Annotated in this window: 13 protein-coding genes; 8 read left to right on the top strand and 5 right to left on the bottom strand. The window is 66.3% G+C overall.

The annotated features are described in order from the left end of the window. Window positions 1-3: 3 nt before the first annotated feature. Both R4P57_RS20250 and R4P57_RS20245 read left to right on the top strand, forming a co-directional pair. The gene (locus R4P57_RS20250; RefSeq protein ID WP_317804631.1) at window positions 4-759 is read left to right on the top strand and encodes an LppM family (lipo)protein; all 756 of its coding nucleotides are present in this window, start codon (window positions 4-6) and stop codon (window positions 757-759) included. After that, window positions 756-1,925 carry a glycosyltransferase family A protein gene (locus tag R4P57_RS20245; protein ID WP_317804630.1) on the top strand — a complete coding sequence of 390 codons (1,170 nt, stop codon included), beginning with the start codon at window positions 756-758 and terminating at the stop codon, window positions 1,923-1,925. The genes R4P57_RS20250 and R4P57_RS20245 overlap by 4 nt, the downstream gene beginning before the upstream one ends. Window positions 1,926-1,931: 6 nt before the next feature. Here the strand turns inward: R4P57_RS20245 and metF are convergent, their stop codons facing one another. After that, window positions 1,932-2,858 carry a methylenetetrahydrofolate reductase [NAD(P)H] gene (gene metF, locus R4P57_RS20240; RefSeq protein ID WP_317804762.1) on the bottom strand — a complete coding sequence of 309 codons (927 nt, stop codon included), beginning with the start codon at window positions 2,856-2,858 and terminating at the stop codon, window positions 1,932-1,934. Between the two features lie 248 nt (window positions 2,859-3,106). Between metF and R4P57_RS20235 the strand changes: the two genes are divergently transcribed. The 4 genes from R4P57_RS20235 (at window position 3,107) to R4P57_RS20220 (ending at window position 8,538) form a co-directional block, all read left to right on the top strand. Continuing rightward, window positions 3,107-4,165, top strand: coding sequence for a polyprenyl synthetase family protein (locus R4P57_RS20235; protein ID WP_317804628.1), 1,059 nt, complete (start codon window positions 3,107-3,109; stop codon window positions 4,163-4,165). Between the two features lie 11 nt (window positions 4,166-4,176). Further along, on the top strand, window positions 4,177-5,760 hold the full coding sequence (gene crtI / locus R4P57_RS20230; RefSeq protein WP_317804627.1) for a phytoene desaturase family protein: 1,584 nt from the start codon (window positions 4,177-4,179) through the stop codon (window positions 5,758-5,760). Between the two features lie 157 nt (window positions 5,761-5,917). Next, window positions 5,918-7,561 carry an alpha-(1->6)-mannopyranosyltransferase A gene (locus R4P57_RS20225; protein ID WP_317804626.1) on the top strand — a complete coding sequence of 548 codons (1,644 nt, stop codon included), beginning with the start codon at window positions 5,918-5,920 and terminating at the stop codon, window positions 7,559-7,561. 11 nt (window positions 7,562-7,572) lie between these two features. Next, window positions 7,573-8,538 (top strand): phytoene/squalene synthase family protein, encoded by a 966-nt coding sequence (locus tag R4P57_RS20220; protein WP_317804761.1) that lies wholly within the window; start codon window positions 7,573-7,575, stop codon window positions 8,536-8,538. On the opposite strand, the gene R4P57_RS20215 is transcribed toward R4P57_RS20220, so the two are convergent. Next, a complete protein-coding gene (locus R4P57_RS20215) occupies window positions 8,535-8,906 on the bottom strand; it encodes an Rv2175c family DNA-binding protein (protein WP_317804625.1) in 372 nt (123 codons plus the stop codon). The two genes, R4P57_RS20220 and R4P57_RS20215, sit on opposite strands and share 4 nt — an antisense overlap. 185 nt (window positions 8,907-9,091) lie before the next feature. Here R4P57_RS20215 and pknB point away from each other — a divergent pair, with 185 nt between their 5' ends. Next, window positions 9,092-11,074: a Stk1 family PASTA domain-containing Ser/Thr kinase gene (gene pknB / locus R4P57_RS20210; protein ID WP_317804760.1), complete on the top strand. Its 1,983-nt coding sequence runs from the start codon at window positions 9,092-9,094 to the stop codon at window positions 11,072-11,074. Here pknB and R4P57_RS20205 read toward each other — a convergent pair whose 3' ends face one another. Both R4P57_RS20205 and R4P57_RS20200 read right to left on the bottom strand, forming a co-directional pair. Then, window positions 11,075-12,460, bottom strand: a complete 1,386-nt coding sequence (locus tag R4P57_RS20205; protein ID WP_317804624.1) for a class II 3-deoxy-7-phosphoheptulonate synthase — start codon at window positions 12,458-12,460, stop codon at window positions 11,075-11,077. A 45-nt stretch (window positions 12,461-12,505) separates the two neighbouring features. Next, window positions 12,506-12,997: a polyadenylate-specific 3'-exoribonuclease AS gene (locus tag R4P57_RS20200; protein ID WP_027497365.1), complete on the bottom strand. Its 492-nt coding sequence runs from the start codon at window positions 12,995-12,997 to the stop codon at window positions 12,506-12,508. Between the two features lie 79 nt (window positions 12,998-13,076). Here R4P57_RS20200 and R4P57_RS20195 point away from each other — a divergent pair, with 79 nt between their 5' ends. Continuing rightward, window positions 13,077-14,369 carry a glycosyltransferase 87 family protein gene (locus R4P57_RS20195; RefSeq protein WP_411742398.1) on the top strand — a complete coding sequence of 431 codons (1,293 nt, stop codon included), beginning with the start codon at window positions 13,077-13,079 and terminating at the stop codon, window positions 14,367-14,369. A 22-nt stretch (window positions 14,370-14,391) separates the two neighbouring features. On the opposite strand, the gene R4P57_RS20190 is transcribed toward R4P57_RS20195, so the two are convergent. Continuing rightward, window positions 14,392-15,120: a lysophospholipid acyltransferase family protein gene (locus tag R4P57_RS20190; protein WP_317804758.1), complete on the bottom strand. Its 729-nt coding sequence runs from the start codon at window positions 15,118-15,120 to the stop codon at window positions 14,392-14,394. Window positions 15,121-15,223: the final 103 nt, after the last annotated feature.

The following is a 15,223-nucleotide window of genomic DNA, read 5'->3' as shown; positions in this document are numbered from 1 at the left end:
TCGATGCCCTGGCACGATGTCGCTGTGCAGTCGACATCGCGAACATCTCATCGAACCCACCGCCGCCGTGTTCTCTCGGTGGTCGCACTGGCGCTGCTGGTCGCGCCGATGCTGGCCGGTTGTCTGCGCGTGCAGGTCACGATGGGCGTGTCGGCGAACGACCGCGTCGCGGGTCAGATCGTGGCTGCCAGTGTGCCGACATCGGACTCCGACACCGGCCCGGAACTGGTGGTTCCCTCTTCGATCGAGGACAAGGTTCGCGTCGAGCCGTACAACCAGGACGGATACGTCGGGTCGCAGGCCATCTTCGACGATCTTTCGTTCGGCGACGTGCAGACCCTCGGCTCGATCTTCCAGAACGCGGCCGGATCGTTCCAGCTGACACTGCAGCGCTCGGGTGACACCGTCACTCTGGCAGGCAACGCCGATCTGTCCTCCGTTCCGGTTCAGGGCTCGGACGTACAGTTCACCATCGCGTTCCCGGCCCGCATCGGCACCACCAACGGCACTCGCGAGAGCGACAACTCGATCTCGTGGAAGTTGCCGGCAGGCGAGGTCACCTCGGTGCGCGCCGAGGTCAACTACCCCGATCCCAACACCCGAAGCTTCGCCGGCTGGGCCGGCATCGTGGGCGGCGTGACCGTCGGCGTCGCAGCCATCATCGGAGCCATGGCCTGGGTGTCGCGCAACCCACCGCTGCGGGGCCGCGGGTCGCGCGGTACCGAGTCCGGAAGCTCGACCGACAGAACGTCTGTGTGAAAGACCGCCTGCTCGCGCGTACGACGGCGACCGCAAGCGTCCTCGCGACGGCGTCGGCCGCGGTGTCCGTGTTCAACTCTCGGTTCATGCCGACCCTGAGTTCCCCGGAGCAGGACGTCACCGAGCGCGTCGTCGTCTGCATTCCCGCCCGCAACGAGGTCGCGACACTGCCTGCGCTGATCGGCGATCTCGCGCGGCAACGATCGTGCACAGATCTGCGGGTCATCGTCCTCGACGACGACTCGACCGACGGAACGGCGTCCGCTGCCCGTGCGGCTGCGGACGGTGATCCGAGGATTCGCGTCGTGACCTCCGGTGTCGCTCCCCCGGCCGGCTGGACCGGTAAGGCCGCAGCGTGCGCCGAACTCGCGAGACTGGCCGACGATGACGACCCGATGGCGTCGGTGATCGTGTTCGTCGATGCCGACGTGCGCCTCGAACCGGAGGCCGTGGCGGCAGCGGCCTGGATGCTGCGCCGTCGCGGCTCCTCCCTGCTGTGCCCGTGGCCGGAGCAACTGGCCGAGAGCGCCGTCGAGCGACTCGTCCAGCCCCTGCTCGCGTGGTCGTGGATGTCCACGCTTCCCGTCCCTCTGGGCAACGCGACGCTCGCACCGTCGATGGCGGTCGCCTGCGGGCAGTTCATGGCTTTCGACGCCGCCGCCTACCGCGCCATCGGGGGCCACGGCAGCGTCGCCGCGAGCGCAACCGAGGACCTGGATCTGGCACGCGCTCTGCGTCGGCGGGGATTTTCGACGGCGGTGGCGTCGGGTGCGGGTTTCGTTCGCTGCCGGATGTACCGATCGGCCGCGGAGTTGCGGTCCGGCTACAGCAGGTGGCTGTGGAACGAGTTCGGTGGACCGGCCGGTTCGGCTGCGGCGGCCCTGACACTGACCGCCGTGTACGTGTTGCCCCCGATCACCGCGCTCACGTCCTCGGGTTTCGCGCGTCGCCTCGGCTGCGCCGGGTATCTCGCCGGCACGGTGTCTCGGATGTCCACGCGGCGGAGCGAGGTGGGATCGCGGTTCGGGGTGGGCGACGCCGTAGACGCTGCACTGCACCCGGTGTCGATTCTCGCCTTCGTCGGACTCGTCGCGGAATCCCACCTGCGCAGGCGTCGCGGCTCGCTGTCGTGGAAGTCGCGCCCGATGCCCGCGCCGCAACCCTGATCCGTCTCACACTCGCGCGGCCGCGAGCCCCAGGTTGCTCAACACCTCACGCGTCGCGCGCGCGAAGTTCAGGGTGATGAAGTGCAGTCCGGGCGCGCCCTCGGAGATCAGGCGCTCACCGATGTTCGTGGCGAGTTCGATGCCCACCTCTCGGACGGCGGCGCGGTCCTCCTCAGGACCGGATCCGGCAGCGCGAGTGAATTTCTCGTCCAGGTGCGACGGGAGCGTCGTGCCCGAGAGCTCGAGCATCCGGCGAACCGACCGAAGCGAGGTGATGGGCATGATCTCGGGAATGATCGGCTTGGCACCCTGCTCGGCGTCGAACGCACACACGCGATCCCGTAAGCGCAGGTAGTCGTCCACATCGAAGAACATCTGGGTGATCGAGTACTCCGCCCCCGCCCGCAACTTGCCGACCAGGCATCGGGTGTCCTGCTCGAGGTCGCCGGCGCGGTGGTGTCCTTCGGGGAACGACGCCACGCCGACGTGGAAGTCGCCGAGATCGCGCACCAGCCGGACGAGCTCCTCGGCGTACTCGACTCCGTCCGGATGCTTCTCCCAGTCGCCGAGTGGATCTCCGGGGGGATCTCCGCGCAGTACGAGAATGTTGGTGATACCGCGGTCCGCGTACGACCCGACCATCGATCGCAACTCGTCCACACTGTGCGAGACGGCAGTGAGATGCGCCACAGGAAGGAGGGTGGTCTCCTCGGCGATCTGCCCGGTGACGCGCACCGTCCGATCGCGGGTTGAGCCGCCTGCGCCATAGGTCATCGACACGAATGCGGGCTGAAGTTGCTCGAACTCACGAACCGCCCGCCACAGCCTGGCCTCGGCGGCCGCGTCTCGTGGAGGCGAGAACTCCACCGAGAACGGGATCCTGGCCTCGGGTTCTGTCCGTAGTCGGTCGACGATGGACGGCGTTCTCGTCACGAATCCTCGACTCGACCGCCCCCTGACGGAATCTTCGCTCACTCGAGAATCATAGGTTGCGCCCCACCGGAGCCCGTCGGGCCTCCCTGACGAAAGATGTTCGCTGGACGTCGGTCCAGGGTTTCCAGGGCCATTACTGTGGGAATCAGCATCCACGCAATCCACAGCAACCTTGGAGGATCGTCCTGTCCGGAGACTTTTCTTCGCCCGTAGTCGACACCCCCGCCGCCGCGAACGACCCCAAGGCGATGCGCACGGCGGTCGACGCGACACTCGCCGAGTTCTTCGCCTCACGCCGAGGTGTCGTCGACACCGTCGGCGGCGGCTATCCCGCGGCGGTGGCCGATCTCGAGGCGTTCGTGCTTCGTGGCGGCAAGCGCATGCGCCCCGCGTTCGCCTGGACCGCGTGGCTCGGTGCAGGTGGTGAATCCACCGGTGCCCGCGCGGAGGCAGTGCTGCGGGCGTGTTCGGCGCTCGAACTGATCCAGGCCTGCGCTCTGATCCACGACGACATCATCGACTCGTCCAGCACGCGACGCGGTTTCCCGACCGTGCACGTCGGCTTCGCCCAGCGGCACCGGGACGCGGGCTGGTCCGGCTGCGCGGACCATTTCGGTGAATCGGCAGCGATCCTCGTCGGCGATCTCGCCCTGTGTTGGGCCGACGACCTCCTGCGCGAGTCGGGTATCGACGCCGATGCCGCGCGGCGAGTCCAGCCGGTGTGGTCGGCGATGCGCACGGAGGTTCTCGGCGGCCAGTTGCTCGACATCGAAGCCGAGGCAGGCACCGACGAGAGTGTCGCGGCTGCAATGCGCGTCAACCGCTACAAGACCGCTGCCTACACCGTCGAGCGGCCGCTGCATCTCGGCGCAGTACTCGCCGATGCCGACGAGAACCTGATCTCGGCCTACCGCAACTTCGGTGCAGACATCGGAATTGCGTTCCAACTGCGCGACGACCTCCTGGGAGTGTTCGGCGATCCCGAGGTGACCGGCAAACCGTCGGGCGACGACATCACCGAGGGCAAACGCACCGTGCTGATCGCGCTGGCACTACAGAAAGCAGACGAGACCCGGCCGGATCGTGCAGCCACGATCAGAGCCAGCCTCGGAACCGAACTCGACGCTAACGAAGTGGCCGACATCCGTTCCATCCTCGTCGAACTCGGCGCAGTGGACGCGGTCGAGAAGCAGATCGACGAGCTGGGGACCCGGGCCGTTGCAGCCCTCGACAACAGTTCGATCGAACCGGTCGCTGCCGCGCACCTGCGCGCCATGGCAACCGCCGCCATCCAACGGCAGTACTGAAAGAGAGCGTCATGTCTTCGATCCGCACGGTCTCCGGCACCACCGACTCCGTCGTCGTCGTGGGAGCCGGATTGGCCGGCCTGGCCGCCGGTCTGCATCTGCTGGGAGCAGGCAGGAAAGTCACCATCGTCGAGCGCGACGAGACCGTGGGCGGCCGCGTCGGGGTGTACCCGGTATCGGACGCCGACGGATCGCACCTGTACGACATCGACAACGGCGCGAGCGTGCTGACGATGCCAAACCTGGTGCTCGAGGCGCTCTCCGCCGTGGGTGCCGACTTCGAGTCGACGACGCCGCCGATTCGACTGACGACACTGTCGCCGTCCTATCACACGCGCTACGCCGACGGCACCTCCATCGACGTCTACTCCGATCCCGAGGCCATGGCGGCCGAGGTGGAACGCACCTGCGGCCCCGCCGAGGCGAAGGGATATCGCGAACTGCGGCGCTGGCTCGCCGACATCTTCGACGCCGAGTTCGACCGCTTCATCGACTCGAACTTCGATTCACCGCTCGATCTCGTGGGATCGAAAGCTGCGATCTCCGACACCGCGACGCTGACGAAGCTGGGCGGCTTCGGCCGCCTCGGGCCACGCGTCGACAAGTTCCTGAAGGACACCCGTCTGCGCCGCGTGTTCACGTTCCAGGCGCTCTACGCAGGCATGGCACCCCAGAAGGCCCTCGCGGTCTACGGAGCCATCGCGCACATGGATACCTCCCTCGGAGTGTTCTTCCCCGAAGGCGGTATGGCGGCCATCGCCAAGGCCATGGCCGACGCGTTCGTCACCGCAGGCGGCACGCTCGAACTCGGCACCGAGATCGTCGACATCACCGTCGACCGAGGTCGTGCCGACTCCGTGGTCACCGCAGCCGGTAGTCGAATCGCCTGCGATGCACTCGTTCTCACCGCAGACCTGCCCGTCGTCGATCGACTCCTCGACCGGGCGTCGGTGTCGAAGAAGGGCCGACGGAACGGATACGGCGTGGTCTCGCCGTCGGCGGTCGTCGCGCACGGAACCGTTCCCGTCGAGCTGACTGCGACGTGGCCCGCCCGCGCGCACCACACCATCGACTTCGGCGACGAATGGGCCGAGACGTTCCGCCGCATCACCGCACGATCGGGCAAGGGATCCTTGATGGCCGATCCGTCCCTGCTGATCACTCGACCGTCGGTGAGCGATCCCGATCTCGAAGTGGTGCGCGGCGGAGTCCGCAGCGAGCCGGTATCGATCCTTGCACCGTGCCCCAATCTCGACAGCGCTCCACTGCCGTGGGGCGAGCTGGCGCAGCCGTACCTCCGTGAGATCCTGACGACTCTGGAAGCTCGCGGATACAAGGGCTTGCTCGAGGGATTCACGCTCGACCACATCGACACACCCGAGACCTGGGCACAGAAGGGCATGATCGAGGGTTCTCCGTTCTCGTCCGCCCACGTGTTCAGGCAGACCGGGCCGTTCCGACGCAAGAACATGGTCGCCGGGCTCGACAACGTGGTTCTCGCCGGCTCGGGTACGACGCCGGGAGTGGGCGTTCCCACGGTTCTGGTGTCGGGAAAGCTCGCCGCAGAGCGGGTGACGGGGCGCACGGGACGGTAGGTTCGTTCGATTCACTGCGTCGACCAACTAAGCTGAGCGCGACCGTTTGCCGGTCGCGCTCATTGCTGCGACCATGATCGTTCGGTGACCGGCGTGAACCACCGGCCGGCGTACAGATCTCGACCCACAACTCGTTGCAGAGGAGGAGCAGGCGGCAATGTCTTCGATCTCGTCGCACTCCACCTCCGAGGATCGATCGTCTGACGGCGGCCCCCCGTCCTCGGCTTCGCGACGACCGTCCAGACTGACCGCAACGGGCAATTTCCTGCGCAGTCCCGAGGGCAAGGCGGCACTACTCGGTGTGGTCGGTGCCGTCTGCATCGTGTTCGGCGGGTTCGGCGCCGGCAGTGTGCGCCGACGTGATCCGTTGCTCGAGGAGATGCACCTGTCGTGGCTGCGATTCGGCCACGGATTCGTACTCTCGACCATCATCGTCTGGGTCGGCGTCCTGCTGATGATCACCGCCTGGGTTCGGCTCGGGCGCGCGACCCTGCACGGCCGCACCACGGTAGGCGAACTGCGCTGGATCGTCCCGGCATGGACCGCACCGCTGCTGCTGTCGGTGCCGATGTTCAGCCGCGATGCGTACTCCTATCTGGCGCAGGGCGCTCTGCTCCGCGACGGATTCGACCCGTATGCCGTTGGACCCGTTGCCAATCCAGGAGTTCTGCTCGACAACGTCAGCAATGTCTGGACCACCACCACTGCGCCGTACGGCCCGTTGTTCCTGCTGCTCGGTCGCGGAATCACGAGCCTGACCGGCGACAACGTCATCGCCGGAACCATGCTGTTGCGCCTGACGATGTTGCCCGGTCTGGCCCTGATGATGTGGGCGGTCCCGCGGCTGGCGAAGCACCTCGGCGGCAGAGCGACCACCGCGGTGTGGCTCGCCGTCCTCAACCCTCTTGTCCTGATCCACCTGATCGGCGGAGTGCACAACGAGTTGCTCATGGTGGGCCTGATGACCGCGGGGATCGTGCTGACGCTCGAGCACAGACACGTGGGCGGCATCGCCCTGGTCGCGATCGCGGTGGCGATCAAGGCAACAGCAGGCCTGGCGCTGCCTTTCCTGGTGTGGATCTGGATGATCCATCTGCGGGAGAAGGCGCGGGCGGAGGGTCGAACGCCGATGTCGCCCGGCCTGGCGTTCATCAAGACCGCAGGCATCGGTGCCGCCGTCTTCGTCGCCGTGTTCGCCGTGGCATCGGTGATCGCCGGAGTCGGAATCGGTTGGCTGACGGCTCTTTCCGGATCGGCCAAGATCATCAACTGGCTCTCGCTCCCCACGATCCTGGCGCACCTGGTGACCGTCAGCACATCATGGTTCCTCGATCTGCGCCTCGGACCCGTCCTCGATGTCACCCGTCTCCTGTGCGCGATCGCACTGGTGGTCGTTCTTGCGGCGGCCTGGTGGTTGGGCCGCAGATCCGAACGCGATGCGGTCAAGGGCATCCTGATCGCCCTGGTTGCCACCGTGGTCCTCTCCCCCGCAGCCCTGCCCTGGTACTACTCGTGGCCACTGGCGATCGCCGCCGGCTTCGCACTCTCGCGCACGACCCTGATGATCCTGACGGGTCTGTCGACATGGCTCATGCTCGTATTCCAACCCGACGGATCGATCGGCCTGTACACCTTCGGACACGTCGCACTGGCGATCTTCGCCGCGGTCGTCGCAGCTCTGGCTCTGACGCGCGTCGATCCGCTGCGTTTACGATCGGACCGATCCAGGGAACACCGTGCCGTGCCGAACGCGCCCAAGACCCCAGCAACGGAACCGACCGGAGACGAATCCACGTCATGAAGGCCCGCGTGATGAAAGAACTGGACGGTATCGATCCGGAGCTGCACGAGGCTTACCGCATCTGTCGCGAACTCAACGCCCAGCACGGCAAGACGTACTTCCTCGCCACTCGCCTACTCCCCACCGACAAGCGCGCAGGCGTGCATGCGCTGTACGGGTTCGCCCGGATGGTCGACGACATCGTCGACCTCGAGGGCACCGACATCGCCGTGGGATCGGACGAGCTCAACGCCCGTCGCATCGTCGAACTCGACGTGATCGAATCCCGGGTGCGCGACGCATTGGCGGGAAAACCGTTGTCCGACAGCGTGTCCGATCAGGTATTGAGCGCGTTGTGCGACACCGTGAAGCGCTACGACATTCCGCACGACTATTTCTTCGCGTTCATGCACTCGATGCGCATGGACATTCCGGGAAGTCCGATGTTCGTCTCGCGCTACCGCACGATGGAGCAGTTGCGCGAGTACATGTATGGCTCCGCTGCGGTCATCGGACTGCAGATGTTGCCGATTCTGGGAACCGTCGTCGAACGGTCGGAGGCCGAGCCGTCCGCCGCAGCCCTGGGCGAGGCGTTCCAGCTCACCAACTTCATCCGAGACATGGGTGAAGACCTCGATCGCGACCGCATCTATCTGCCCACCGACGAACTCGCGGCGTTCGGCGTCGACGAAGAACTACTCCGGTGGTGCCGCACCACGGGGAATGTCGACGCCAGGGTCACCAGGGCCCTCGCACACCTGATCGCCGTCACCCGCTCGATCTACCGCACGTCCGACGCGGGCATCGAGATGCTGGATCCGCGAGTGCGACCGTCGATGCGCACGGCGTCGATCCTGTACGGCCGCATACTCGACGAGGTCGAGTCACAGGGCTACCGTGTGCTCTCCCAACGCGCGACGGTGCCGCAGTGGACCCGAGCACGCATCGCGCTCCCGCAGTTCGCCGTCACCGGCTGGAAGCGCGCGACGGTCCGCTAGAAGGCCATTGCCTGTGCGCGCCTGATCACTTCGCGCATCAGGTCGCCGTGCAGAGCGGCGACGGGTGCACCGGGCAGGCTCTCGTCCTCGGTGAACAGCCACCGCAGGATTTCCTCGTCCTCGTAACCGCCGTCGTGCAGCACCGCCAGCAGACCGGGGAGCCCTTTGACGATGGTGCCCTTGCTCGTGTCGAGGAACTGCTCGGGTACACCGGGCACCCGGGAACGTTTCAGTGCCAGCAGCTGGCGGTCTCTGATGAGTTGTTCCACGCGGGTCTTGGGGACGTCGAGAATCTTCGCGACGTCGGCGAACTGCAGCAAAGACACCGACGGATCGAGCACGTCGTCGGCATAGGGAATGGCACTCACGCAGGTAACGTTAACGGGTCCGGCGTCCAGACTTCAAAAGCGTGACAGCCGGGCCCGCAGGACCGAAGACACGATCCGCGATCGTCGGTCACCACCTCCGGCACCGATACGATCGTCTTCAGCGTCCGGCGACCGAGCCGGAAAACGAGTGGACGACGAAGGGAGGTTCGGTGATACCGGGTTCGATGCTCGATCGTCGATACCGAATAGACGCACCGATCGCGCGCGGCGGTATGTCGACGGTCTACCGCGGACTCGACACCAGGCTCGACCGCCCCGTAGCGGTGAAGATCATGGACCCGAAGTTCGCCGAGGACCCGCAGTTCGTCCAGCGCTTCGAGTTCGAGGCGCGGGCCGTGGCCAGGCTGAGCCACCCGGGCCTCGTCGCCGTCTACGACCACGGGCGCGACGGCGAACACGCCTTCCTCGTCATGGAACTCGTCGAGGGCGGCACTCTGCGCGAACTGCTACGCGAGCGCGGACCGATGCCCCCGCACGCGGCAGCGGCCGTCATCCGGCCGGTTCTCGACGCCCTCGCAGTCGCCCACCGAGCCGGTCTGGTACACCGAGACATCAAGCCCGAGAACATCCTGATCAGCGACGACGGCGACGTGAAGATCGCCGACTTCGGCCTCGTCCGAGCCATCGCAGCCTCCACCGTGACGTCGAGCAGTGTGATTCTGGGCACCGCCGCGTACCTGTCTCCCGAGCAGGTCACCACCGGCTCCGCGTCCGCGAGCAGCGACGTCTACGGCGTCGGTGTCGTGTTGTTCGAGCTGCTGACCGGACGCACGCCGTTCACCGGCGACACCTCACTGTCCATCGCCTACCAGCGAATCGACAACGACGTACCGCTCCCCTCCACCCTCATCGCGGGCGTACCCCCGCAGTTCGACGAGGTGGTCCAACGCGCCACCGTCCGCGCCCCGGAACACCGGTACCGCAATGCCGACGACATGGCCCGCGCCCTGCGCGCTGCCGCGTCGGCGCTCGCGCTGCCCGAGTACCGAGTGCCCGCACCCAAGCGCTCGGCCGAACACTTGAGCTCGGCCGCAGCCGGAGCACCGACGACGGTCGCAGGCAACCGTCCGCCGTCCGCTCGCGCTCAGGTCGTGGACAATTCGCCGCCCCCACCCCCGCAACACGGGGTGCAGCACACCCGAGTGGTCACCTCGCCCACGTCCCGAGGTGTCGACGACGGCCAGGAACCGTTCGATCCGCCACCGGCCGGGCCACCGCCGACCGGCAGACGGCACTACGAGTTCCCCGACTTCGACGCCGATCGCCAACGCTCGCGTCGAGCGATCGTCATCTGGCTCCTCGTCGTCGCCCTGCTCGCCGTGCTCGTCGGCGTCGGCGGATGGTGGATGGGCTCGGGTCGTTACACCGCCGTCCCGGTGGTGGACGGACTCGACACCACCGGTGCCACGAGCGCCGTGGAAGCTGCCGGTCTCGAGGCTGCGGTGCGCGGAACCTACTCCGACTCGGTGGACACCGATCTTCTCATCGGCACCGATCCCACCGGCGGATCGCGAATCGCCAAGGGCGACACGGTGTTTCTCTTGGTGTCACTGGGTCGCCCCACCGTTCCCTCCATCGACGCGGACGCATCCGTCGCAGACATGGAACAACAACTACGAGACCGGACCTTCACACCCGTCGACGGCGGCGAGGCCTTCAGTACCTCCGCACCGATCGGTGGGGTCGCAGCATTGGACCCACCGCCCGGCACCGTACTGTCCACCGGAACCGCGGTCACAGTGCTGCGCAGCAAGGGAGCACCGCCGGTCGAAGTACCCGACGTACGCGGGCAGAGCGTCGACCAGGCCCGAACGACGCTGGAATCGGTGGGCATCACCGTCGGCGAGGTTCGGGAGACCTTCGACGAGGACACCGACGGCGGCAAGGCGATCGCAACCACGCCGGAAGCCGGCCAGACGGTGAGATCCGGGTCCTCCGCGGTGCTCGAGGTGTCCAACGCCGTGACCGTGCCGTCGCTGCTGGGTCGCTCGGTCGGCTCGGCCCGGACCACTCTCGCGACGTTGGGCCTGACGATCGACGTCCGTCAGGTGGTGGACACCGACGGGTCTCTGGTCATCACCCAGAGCCCCGGAGCCGGTTCTCGTGTGGAACCGGGCTCCGAGGTCATGGTCGTCTCGCTGCCCTGATCAGTCGCGGAGCATCTCGGCGACGAGGAACGCCAGTTCGATGCTCTGCTGCGTGTTCAGACGCGGGTCGCAGGCGGTCTCGTAACGGCCGGCGAGGTCGAGGTCCGAGATGTCCTGGGCACCGCCGAGGCACTCGGTGACGTTGTCGCCGGTCAGTTCGACGTGAATTCCACCCGGATGCGTTCCGAGGCCGTTGTGCACCTCGAAGAATCCCTGCACCTCGTCGACGATGCGGTCGAAGTGACGCGTCTTGTAGCCGGTCGACGCCTCGTGGGTGTTGCCGTGCATCGGATCGCACTGCCAGATGACCTGGTGGCCGGTGGCCTGAACCTTCTCGATGATGGCGGGCAGGATGTCGCGCACCTTGCCGTTGCCCATGCGTGAGATCAGCGTCAGACGTCCCGGTTTGTTGGTGGGATCGAGACGCTCGACGTACTCGACGGCCATCTCGGGCGTGGTCGTTGGCCCGATCTTGAGGCCGATCGGGTTGGAGATCAGCTCGGCCAGCGCGATGTGTGCCCCGTCGAGTTGGCGGGTGCGGTCGCCGATCCACAGGAAGTGCGCGGACAGGTCGTACAGCTTCGGGTGATCGTCGGTGTTGTCCAGGCGCAGCATCGCACGCTCGTAGTCCAGGACAAGGGCTTCGTGGCTGGCGTAGATCTGTGCGGTATGCAGATTGGGGTCGTTCACGCCGCAGGCATCCATGAAGCGCAGGCCGCGATCGATCTCTCCCGCGAGTGCTTCGTATCGTGCACCTGCGGGTGAATTGGCGACGAACTCACGGTTCCAGTCGTGCACCTTGTGCAGATCCGCCATACCCGCGCCGGTGAGCGCGCGGACCAGGTTCATCGCTGCGCTGGCATTGGCGTAGGCGCGCACCAGTCGCGACGGATCGTGGCCGCGGACGCTTTCGTCTGCGACGAGCGAGTTGATCATGTCGCCGCGGTAGGACTGCAGACCGAGCGCGTCGATGTTCGACGAACGCGGCTTGGCGTACTGCCCGGCGATACGGGCGACCTTGACCACCGGCATGCTCGCGCCGTAAGTGAGCACCACCGCCATCTGCAGCAGCGTGCGGATATTGCCCTTGATATGCGGCTCGGTGTTGTCGACGAACGTCTCGGCGCAATCGCCACCCTGCAGCAGGAAGGCCTCACCGCGGGCGACAGCGGCAAGCTTGTCCGACAACGCCTCCACCTCACCGGCGACGGTGATCGGTGGAACGCTCTCGAGCACCTTGCGCATGTCGGCAGCATGCTCCGGATCCCATTGCGGTTGCTGCGCAGCCGGCTTGGCCAACGCATCGTCCAATCGAGACCGCAGCGTCGGTGACAGCGGCGGCAGGTCGGGCAAGCGATCGATGGGTACGTCGACAGTCCAGTTCACCGCTACAGGATATTCGCACCGCCGAAGCCGCAGGACAACGGGTATTCACCCGCGGTACGAGTACTCCTCGATCGCCTGGAACTTCGCCAGATTGTGCCGCGCGTCGGCAAGGGCGTCGTGAGCGTCGTCGGGCACCGACGGCAGCTCGGGACTGCCGCGATCCTCCCAGTGCTGCCGCAGCTCACGGGTGAACCGCGGCAACGAACGCGGCAACTCGGTCATCGAGCCCCACAGCTGGCAGAGCGCCACATGGTCGTACGCCGCCACCCACGCCCACAGTTCGACCTCGGCACCGTAGTGCGGAACGAGAAATTCGAGCAGTTCGTCCCGGATTCGCGACCGGCTCATCCACAGCGGCGACGAGTACGGTGGCAGCTTGGGAAGCACGTTGCGTCGAACCCAACGGCCGGCGCGCTCGGGGTCGAACTCGGAGGACACCGCATAGAACTCGCGACCGTCCTCCGACACCACACCGATCGAGACCAACTCGATTGTGCGACCATCCTCGATGAACTCTGTGTCGTAGAAGTAGCGCACGCGGCTCACCCTAGCGCGTCCCCGACACGTCCCCCACGTACCGGTAGCCCCGATCCGAACAGCCCTGAAAGGGAACGTTGTGACTTCGCCCGACACCAACCGTCCGGTCGCCGAAGCATCGGAGCCGGCCGCGCCGACGCGACGCCGGTGGCCGAGTTGGGCGGTGGCGTCGAGCAGGGTCCTCGTCCTGATCGGTGCCGTCGTCGGCGTGCTGTTCCATCTCAACGGCTTTCCGGGTCTGCGTCCGATCGGTGAGCATTACCGACTCGATCTGGATGTGTATCGACTCGGCGGTCAGGTGTTCGCCGAGGGCGGGGATCTCTACGGTCAGCTGCCACCGATCGCGACCGGTACGACGCTGCCGTTCACCTATCCCCCGATCGCTGCGGCGATCTTCAGCCCGCTGTCGTCGGTGTCGCTGTACGCCGCCTCGATCGCGGTCACCGTGCTGTCGATGCTCTTGCTGCTGGTGACCGTCGTGGTGACCCTCACCTCGCTCGGTGTGCGTCCCCGGACGCTCGTATGGTGGTCTGCCGGCGCAGTGTTCGCCGTGGCCGTGCTGCTCTTCGAGCCGGTCACCTCGACGCTGAACTACGGGCAGATCAACATCGTGTTGATGGCGTTCGTTGCACTGGACTGCCTGCCGAAGAAGACGCCGTGGCCCCGAGGTGTGCTGATCGGTCTCGTGGCCGCCGTCAAGCTCACACCCGCGGTGTTCGTACTGTTCTTCTTGTTGCGTAGGGACTTTCGAGCAGCGGTGGTGTCGGTACTGAGTTTTGCGGTGTTCACCGCGATCGGTTTCGCGCTGACGTGGTCGGATTCGGTGAAGTACTGGACCGAGACGATCGTCGATTCCGACCGAATCGGCGGCCCGGCGTACCCGCCCAACCAGTCGATCACCGGAGTGCTCGCGCGGCTCGGGTTGGACGAAGTGCCCCGGTCGATCCTGTGGCTCGCGCTGTCGGTGGTGGTGCTCGCCATCGCGGCGGTGGCGATGCGAAAAGCGTTCGCCGCAGGCGAGACTGCGCTCGCGCTGACGATCAACGCCATGTTCGGTCTGCTGGTGTCGCCGGTCTCCTGGTCACACCACTGGGTGTGGGCCATTCCGTTCACCGTGGTGCTCGCCGTCCTCGGCTACCGCCGCCGCAGTGCGCTGCTGGCGACTCTGGTGGCCGTCGGGCTGGCGTTGATGCTCTACCCGCCGCACTGGAAGCTCGGCGAGGGCCGATGGAGCGGTCTCGGCTGGCCACTCGTGGATCAGTTCGCTGCCTCGGGCTACGTGTGGTGGGCGCTCGCGTCGATCGTCGCGTTGGCCGCGATCAGGTGGACCGACCGAACCGATACGACAGCCGGCACCCGCTCCGCACTCTGATCGCGGTGCGGGCCGGACAGATTCAGCTGGCCTTGGAATCCGGGATACGTTGCGCGGTCGAAGCCGACTCCGCTGCGGGTGCAGCCTTCTTCAGCGAAGCGGCGTACACGTCCACGTACTCCTGACCGGAGAGCAACATCAGGTCGTACATCACCTCGTCGGTGACGGCACGCTCGACGAAACGGTTGCCGGCCATACCCTCGAAGCGAGAGAAGTCGATGGGCTTTCCGATCCGGATGGTGACCTTGGCCGGACGCCACACGCGCGAACCGATTGGGTTCATCTTCTCGGTACCGATCATCGCGACCGGTATCACCTGGACTCCGGTCTGCAGCGCCAGACGCGCCATCCCGGTCTTGCCCTTGTACAGCCGCGCGTCGGGTGACCGTGTGCCCTCGGGGTAGATACCGAGAACCTTGCCTGCTTCGATCACGCGCACACCTGCATTGAGCGCGTCCTGTGCCGCGTCGGCTCCGGTGCGATCGATCGGCACCTGCCCGACCGCGGTGAAGAACCATTTCTGGAACGCGCCCTTGAGGCCCGGCCCGGTGAAGTACTCGCTCTTGGCGAGAAAGGTGATGCGTCGAGGAGTCTTGAGTGGGAGATAGAAAGAATCGAGAACGGCCTTGTGGTTGCTGGCCAGAATGACCGGACCCTCCGTCGGGATGTTCTCCGCACCCTCGATCGTGGGCCGACCCAGAGCGATGAGAAGGGGACCGACGAAAATGTACTTAACCAGCCAGTACCACATTGACATGCTCCCTGATGATGGTCGGGAAATCGTTTGGTGCCGCCTCGCCCTGGAGCGAATCGACTGCGGTCGTGCATCCTCGAACCGTGCCGCGTAGTGAACT

It is taken from the genome of Rhodococcus sp. IEGM 1330, from assembly GCF_033142445.1.
GTDB lineage: Bacteria > Actinomycetota > Actinomycetes > Mycobacteriales > Mycobacteriaceae > Rhodococcoides.
The sequence above is the reverse complement of the archived record's forward strand: the minus strand, read 5'-3'. Positions and strand labels throughout refer to the sequence as shown.

Coding starts and splice junctions, on each gene's coding strand:
- R4P57_RS20250 (WP_317804631.1), top strand. CDS start 4: ATGCCCTGGCACGATGTCGCTGTGCAGTCGACATCGCGAACATCTCAT.
- R4P57_RS20225 (WP_317804626.1), top strand. CDS start 5,918: ATGTCTTCGATCTCGTCGCACTCCACCTCCGAGGATCGATCGTCTGAC.
- pknB (WP_317804760.1), top strand. CDS start 9,092: ATGCTCGATCGTCGATACCGAATAGACGCACCGATCGCGCGCGGCGGT.
- R4P57_RS20190 (WP_317804758.1), bottom strand. CDS start 15,120: ATGTGGTACTGGCTGGTTAAGTACATTTTCGTCGGTCCCCTTCTCATC.
- crtI (WP_317804627.1), top strand. CDS start 4,177: ATGTCTTCGATCCGCACGGTCTCCGGCACCACCGACTCCGTCGTCGTC.
- R4P57_RS20235 (WP_317804628.1), top strand. CDS start 3,107: ATGCGCACGGCGGTCGACGCGACACTCGCCGAGTTCTTCGCCTCACGC.
- R4P57_RS20220 (WP_317804761.1), top strand. CDS start 7,573: ATGAAAGAACTGGACGGTATCGATCCGGAGCTGCACGAGGCTTACCGC.